The sequence below is a fragment of the Protofrankia sp. CiP1_Cm_nod4 genome (genome assembly GCF_982290645.1).
In genome coordinates this window covers 23837-30132 of sequence record NZ_CEVIVC010000045.1, presented here as the reverse complement: position 1 = coordinate 30132, position 6296 = coordinate 23837, and the positions used below count along the sequence as shown (strand labels likewise).

At 71.1% G+C, this 6296-nt stretch carries 6 protein-coding genes and 2 pseudogenes; 2 read left to right on the top strand and 6 right to left on the bottom strand.

The window, feature by feature from the left end:
- Both AC5LSR_RS11075 and AC5LSR_RS11070 read left to right on the top strand, forming a co-directional pair.
- A pseudogene (locus AC5LSR_RS11075) lies at positions 1-394 on the top strand (ABC transporter ATP-binding protein); the annotation flags it as partial.
- Between the two features lie 195 nt (positions 395-589).
- A complete protein-coding gene (locus tag AC5LSR_RS11070; RefSeq protein WP_493468412.1) occupies positions 590-1363 on the top strand; it encodes a DUF8175 domain-containg protein in 774 nt (257 codons plus the stop codon).
- Positions 1364-1552: 189 nt separating this feature from the next.
- On the opposite strand, the gene AC5LSR_RS11065 is transcribed toward AC5LSR_RS11070, so the two are convergent.
- The 6 genes and pseudogenes from AC5LSR_RS11065 to AC5LSR_RS11040 form a co-directional block, all read right to left on the bottom strand.
- Positions 1553-1774 (bottom strand): MbtH family protein, encoded by a 222-nt coding sequence (locus AC5LSR_RS11065; RefSeq protein WP_250289475.1) that lies wholly within the window; start codon positions 1772-1774, stop codon positions 1553-1555.
- A 274-nt stretch (positions 1775-2048) separates the two neighbouring features.
- Complete coding sequence (locus AC5LSR_RS11060) at positions 2049-2459, bottom strand: hypothetical protein (RefSeq protein ID WP_250285496.1); 411 nt, start codon at positions 2457-2459, stop codon at positions 2049-2051.
- A gap of 602 nt (positions 2460-3061) precedes the next feature.
- Positions 3062-3367 (bottom strand): annotated as a pseudogene (locus AC5LSR_RS11055) (phosphopantetheine-binding protein); the annotation flags it as partial.
- A 341-nt stretch (positions 3368-3708) separates the two neighbouring features.
- On the bottom strand, positions 3709-3840 hold the full coding sequence (locus AC5LSR_RS11050; RefSeq protein WP_250285497.1) for a DLW-39 family protein: 132 nt from the start codon (positions 3838-3840) through the stop codon (positions 3709-3711).
- 133 nt (positions 3841-3973) lie between these two features.
- Positions 3974-4516 (bottom strand): YbhB/YbcL family Raf kinase inhibitor-like protein, encoded by a 543-nt coding sequence (locus AC5LSR_RS11045; protein WP_250285498.1) that lies wholly within the window; start codon positions 4514-4516, stop codon positions 3974-3976.
- 662 nt (positions 4517-5178) lie between these two features.
- Positions 5179-5907, bottom strand: a complete 729-nt coding sequence (locus AC5LSR_RS11040) for a DedA family protein (protein WP_250285499.1) — start codon at positions 5905-5907, stop codon at positions 5179-5181.
- Between the last annotated feature and the right edge of the window lie 389 nt (positions 5908-6296).

The following is a 6296-nucleotide window of genomic DNA, read 5'->3' as shown; positions in this document are numbered from 1 at the left end:
GGCGAAGGCGCTGCCCGAGGGGCTGGCCACCGTGGTGGGGGAGGGCGGGCACCGGCTGACCGTCACGCAGGCCCAGCAGCTCGCGCTCGCCCGCCTCGTCCTCACCGACCCGCCGGTGGCGATCCTCGACGAGGCCACCGCGGACGCCGGCAGCGCCGGTGCCAGCATCCTGGAGGCCGCCGCCGAGCAGGCGCTGGCGGGCCGGACCGGGCTGGTCGTCGCGCACCGCCTCACCCAGTCGGCCGGCGCGGACCTCGTCGTCGTCCTGGACGACGGGCGGATCGTCGAGACCGGCACGCACGACGAGCTCATCGCCGCCGGCGGGCGCTACGCGGCGCTGTGGGAGGTATGGTCCGACACCCGCGCGCCACAGGACGCTCCCGTCAACCAGTAGACCGCTGTCAACCAGTAGAGCACCTTCGTCCGGCTGCCCGCGGCCCGCGGGCTGTCCCGCTCACGCTGGGCTATGGCCACCGCCTTACTGCGCGACCCCCTATTCTGACAATACGTGTCGTAGCTAGCGCAAGGGGTGATCGTCCTGTCGATCCGCGCGACCCAGGTGATGGTCGAGCGGCGTAAGGGCACGGATATGGCTGGCGAGCGTCGTTTCTCCACGGGTGTAGGGTTGCTGGCCGCCGCAGGGCTGGTCGCGGTCGGGATCGCCGTCGGGCTGGTACTCGTCGGCGGCCGGGGCGGCTCCCCGACACCGACATCGGCGCCGGCGCCGGCCACGGCCACGGCCACGGGTACGGCCGGCGCGGTCCCGGTGCCCGGCGGGCCGGTGCGCCCGGATTCGGGCCTGCCCGTCCTGGACTTCTCCGACCTGGCCTGGCTGGACTTCCACGGCTTCGCTCTGCCGGTCTCACCGGCCGCGGGCCCGCGCAGCCTGGCCGACGACCGGGCGTCCGGGTTCGCCCACACCCCGCTGGGCGCCGCCCTCGCCGCGATCCACGTTGTCTTCCGTACGGACGCCGTTGTCGGCGCCTACATCTTCGAACCCACCATCGCCGAGCAGGCGACCGGCGCCGACCAGCCCGCCCTGCTGACACGGACCCGGATAGCCGCGACGCGATATGCCATTCCCGACCGGCTCACCGGACGGTTCTCCGACCCGATCTTCCGCTACGCCGGGGTCCGGTTCGATGTGGCCGCCCCCGACCGGGTCGTGCTGTATGTGGCCACGGACGCCGTGGATTCCACCGGCACCACCGGGTACGCCGCCATGCGCATCGAGCTGCGCTGGGAGCGGGGGGACTGGCGGATCGTGGTCCCACCCGGCGGCAACTGGGAGACGGTCATCACCCGGATCGCCTCCACCGCGGGCTTCCAACTGTTCCCCGGAGATAGGAGCCCCCGGAGATAAGAGCCCATGGCTCCTCCAGACCTCGACGGCACCCTTCCAGGCACTGGTAACTCGTTGGCCCTCGGCACCCCGTTGGGATCGCTGGTAGCCGTCACCGAGTTCGCCGGCGCCAAAGCCGGCACCGGCACCGGCACCGGCACCGGCACCGAAGCCGACGACGAAGCCGGCGCCGGCCGGGGCGGCGGTGGGTCAGTCGCGGGCGGCGGCTTCCATTGCCTCGATCAGGCTCTTGGGGCGCAGGTCCGTCCAGTGTGTCTCGATGTAGTCCAGGCACTCCTGGCGTGGGCCCGGGCCGTGCTCGACCGTCCAGCCGGCCGGGACGTCGATGAAGTCCGGCCACAGGCTGTACTGCCCCTCGGCGTTGACCAGGACGGTGTAGACGCCGTCGGGATCCTCGAACGGGTTGGTCATGGGTGTCCCCCTTCTCCGGTTCTGCTGTTCCACTGTTCCGTTGTTCTCCTGGGCCCGGTTCTCCCGACCGGTTCTCCCGGGACCCTGCCGAAACTCAGTTCTCGATCACAGTCAGTTCTCGATCACGGTCGACGGGAATCATCATGGGCCACGCCATTGTCCACAATATTGCCACGGCTTCTTTCAGGATTTTCCGATATCGCTCCTGGCCACCGCGGGTTTTGCCGGTGCCTGGTTTTCCCGGTGGCCGCCGGGCGCGCGGCAAGAATCGTGATCATGCGCGCTCCGGCCGTCCGGTGGCGTGGGTCACCAGCGCGTCCAGGGCCTGGAACCAGCTCTCGGCCAGCTCGCGGACGGCGTCCTCGGCCAGCACACCGGACGGCCAGGACCAGAACACGGCCAGCTCCGGCCCGCCCGGACGGTCCTCGGTCAGCGAGTTCACCACCAGGCAGTGCTCCTCCGGCATGTCCCCGTCGGCGTCGAGGTCCACCGCGTCCGGCTCGGCGGAGCAGGACCAGTCCGTCGCCTCCGGGACGCCGAACCTGCCCATGTAGTTGAACTCGATCCGCGGGGCGCCCAGCCGCGCCAGCTCCGGCCCCGTCCGCGGGTTGAGATGGCGCAGCAGCCCGTAACCGATCCCGCCGGACGGCAGGCCGGCCAGGTGCCCCCGGACGCGTCGAACCACACCGCCTGGATCATGACGCCGGCGTCCGGGTCCAGCCGGTCCCGGGCGGCCAGCGCCGCCGCGGAGATCGTCCTGGTCAGCGCGTCCCCGGTGAGGACACCGTCGGGTTCGCGGGTGCCAGGCGCCTCGGCGCCCGGGCCACCGCTGCCGGGTTCGCTTGTGCCGGCCCCCTCGGCGCCAGACCCACCGCTGCCCGGCCCACCGCTGCCCGGCCCACCGCTGCCCGGCCCACCGCTGCCGTGCTCGCTCGCGTCGGGCTCGCTGACGCGGATGTCGACTCGTTCGACCAGTGTCGCGACGTCCAGCGTTCCGGGCGGTGGGACGGTGAACATCCAGTGGTCACCGCTCGGGCCGGAGGTACGGACGAGGCGGGCCCGCAGCATGTCGTGCCGGTCCACCAGCGCCCGCAGGATGGCCAGCAGGGTCGTCCGGTCCAGCTCGGCCGGCGTCTGCACCAGCGCCGACTGGTGGTAGCCGCTGACCGGGCCGCCCAGCTCACGCAGCGCGTGCATGATCGGGGTCAGCGGGACGGTTCCCGTCCCGTCGTCGCCGCCGGCCCGCTCCGACACCGGGGCGAGGGCGGTGGCCACCGTGGCCAGTGCGGCCACCGTGCAGTGGCGGAAGACCTGGCGCGGGGTGATCCGGAAACCGGCTGCGCGGGCCTGGCTGACCAGCTCCATCGCGACGATGCTGTCCCCGCCGAGGGTGAAGAAGTCGTCGTCGACGCCGAGTTCGGGGACGGCGAGCAGCGCGGCGAACGCGTCCCGCAGCGCCTGCTCCGTGGGGTTGCCGGGAGCCCGGCCGGAAACGGTGGCGGTGAAGTCGGGGGCCGGCAGCGCGTTGCGGTCCAGCTTCCCGTTGGGCAGCGTCGGCAGCTGGGGGAGCGGCACGAACGCCGCCGGCACCATGTAGTCGGGCAGCATACGGACAGCATGGTCACGCAACGTTGCCGCGTCCGGCGCCGACAACGCCGCGGGCCGTGGCTCACTGTCCGTTCCGGCCGTCCCCAGACCGGCCGTCCCCAGACCAGTTGCCTCCACTCCGGCCGTCCCCACTTCGGGCTGGTTCGCTTCGTTCGTTTCCGGGTCGGTCGCCGGGGGAACCGCCGGGGGATCGGTGACCACGTAGGCCATCAGTTGCCGGACGCCCTGAGATCGCGGTGGCAGGGCCGCACCGGGCCAGGACCGGTGCGGCTCCAGGGAACAGGGCAGAAGCTTCGGGCCAGGAGCTTCGGGCCAGGAGCTTCTGGTCAGCCCGCGTTGATGGCGGTGGTCGCCTCATGCCAGAGGTCGGCCTCGTCCCTGCCCCGCCGGCGACGGACAGCGGTCACCACCGCACCGGCACCGGCGACAACCGCGAGAACGGCGAACTTGCGCAGCATGTCCGTCAACCTACCCGCGTCCGGCCATCCTGCCCACCGGCCGGGCCGCTGGAAGCCCACCGCCCCGCTGTTGGAAGCCCGTGGCCCGCCCGCGACCGGCGGGCCGTCGGGGCCGGCGCCGGCGGCGTCGGGGTCAGCGCTGGTAGGTAGCCCGCAGCACGCCCCGGGCAAGGGTGTGGAACGCCAGGTTGAATCCCACGACCGCGGGCGCGGCGGAGCTGTCGACACCGAGCGAGGGGACGTCGACGGCGTGCACCGCGAACACATAGCGGTGCGGACGGTCACCCGGAGGAGGTGCGGCACCCCCGAAGTCGAACGTCCCGTAGTCGTTGCGGACGTGGAAGGAACCGGCCGGCAGGCCGCTGAGATCGCCGCTTGCCGCCCCGTGGGGCAGTTCGGTCACGGTGGCCGGGATGTCGACGAGGACCCAGTGCCAGAAGCCGCTGCCGGTGGGGGCGTCCGGGTCGAAGGAGGTGACGACGAAGCCACACGTCTGCGCCGGAAACCCGGACCAGCGCAGGTGCGGCGAGGCGTTCGCGCCGTCGGCCGAGGTGTGCGCGAACTCCTTGGTGAGCGCGTCCCCGTCCGCGATGTCGTCGCTGGTAAGGGTGAACGACGGTACAACGGGCAGGACGTCGAACGGATCCGGGGGAGTACCGCGGTCGAGCAGGGACATCAGCCAACCTCACTTCCTGTAGCTCACCGACTGAATTTCTGTAATTCCTGTGGTTCCTATACTTCCTGTGACTGTCATGCTTCCCGGACGGGCCGGTACTGGAGATCGCCCGGGATCCGCCCCGGCCGCCTCGGGAAATACCGTCACCCGTCTACCACCCACCGGCCAAGGCCGGACACGCGGGGGATGAGCGGCGGTCTCCCCGCGCGGCATCCCAAAAAGAGACCAGGGCATATGCTGTCCCGTCCCGGCCATGACAGGCGACGGGCCACGCTGCGACTTTGGGCACCGGAGCAGTACGCACCGGCTTCCCAACGGGACGTTGGGAAGCTCCAGCCAGGTTTTTGGCACCAGGGTGGGACGCGGCGGACCCTGGACGGCTAAGGTAGAACACGTCCCGATGGGGCGACTACCGACTCCCCCCGTGTTGGTGGCCACCCATCGGGACCCTTTGGTTTTCAGACCGGTTGTTTCCGGCGCGGGCCCGACCCAACCGCGCGGGCCGCCACTCGGATCACGGCGACTTCCCCTGTCGAGGCCGATTCCATCGCCGATCATTCGTTCCCCGCGTTCCCCCGTGGGTTTCCGGCTGGCCCCGCCGGTCGGTTGGTCCGGCGGGGCTACCGATCAGCTGGCTCCGGTGAGCTGGGCGGGACCAGCGCTCAGTCGGTCCCGGCGGTCCGGCGGGACCGGGCGGAGTGCCGAGCCGCGCCCGGCGCGGCACCCGGCGCGGCGCCCGAGCCGGGACGTCCGCCCCGGCGCCGGGCTCGCAGCAGCTCGAACCCGATCGGGATCACCGACAGCAGCACGATCCCGATAAAAATCTTCTCGACGTTGTGCGCGACGAACTCGACCTTCCCGAGGAAGTATCCGATCACCGTCACACCGGTGCCCCACAGCAGCCCGCCGATGATGTTGAACGTGACGAACAGCCGGTAGTTCATACCGCTGACCCCGGCGACGATCGGGGTGAACGTCCGCACGATGGGCACGAAGCGGGCGAGGATCACCGAACGGGGGCCGTACCGCTCGAAGAAGTCGTGGGCCTTCTCCACGTTCTCCTGCCGGAACAGCCTGGAATCCGGGCGCCGGAAGAGTGTGGGGCCGGCCTTGCGCCCGAACAGGAAGCCCGCCTGGTCGCCGGCAACCGCGGCAATGGAGATCAGCACGCAGGCCAGCCACAGCGGGGTCGACAGCCTGCCGTTGGAGACGAGCAGCCCCACCGTGAACAACAGCGAGTCACCGGGCAGGAAGAAACCGATCAGCAGCCCGGACTCCGCAAAGACGATCAGCAGGATGACGATCAGGCCCGCCTTGGCCAGATGCTCCGCATCCAGGAAGCTCGGGCCGAGCGCGAGAGTCGTCGAAGCAAGCGTGGACGCGGTCAACACGGCGATGGGCCTCCGGAAGCGGCTCGGGATACCAGGCGGCTGGCGGCCGATTCGGTTCCCGCCTCGACCGGGCACTCCTCGAAGATGACAACGGACCAGCACCGACCAGGCCAGCCCGACCGGCGAAGAGCGACGCGGCCACGACCGTCCGCGCTGCTGACCGCCCGCCAGCCCACCGGATCAGAGCTTGGCTGCCCGGACAGCGTATCCAGTGGGACCACAGGAGGTACCCGCGGCCCCGCTGTGACGTCTCCTCACGCGATGCGGACATTCGCATCAGCCGCACCCGGCACCTCCACGCCCGGCCCGGTCGGGATCAGCATCCGCGCCGGGCCGGGGCCGGTGCCTATCACATCCGTCACATCCGTCACATCAGTCATATCCGTCAC

Excerpts from the sequence above, each read along its gene's own strand:
- AC5LSR_RS11070 (WP_493468412.1), top strand. The coding sequence starts at position 590 with ATGGCTGGCGAGCGTCGTTTCTCCACGGGTGTAGGGTTGCTGGCCGCC.
- AC5LSR_RS11065 (WP_250289475.1), bottom strand. The coding sequence starts at position 1,774 with ATGACCAACCCGTTCGAGGATCCCGACGGCGTCTACACCGTCCTGGTC.
- AC5LSR_RS11050 (WP_250285497.1), bottom strand. The coding sequence starts at position 3,840 with ATGCTGCGCAAGTTCGCCGTTCTCGCGGTTGTCGCCGGTGCCGGTGCG.
- AC5LSR_RS11045 (WP_250285498.1), bottom strand. The coding sequence starts at position 4,516 with ATGTCCCTGCTCGACCGCGGTACTCCCCCGGATCCGTTCGACGTCCTG.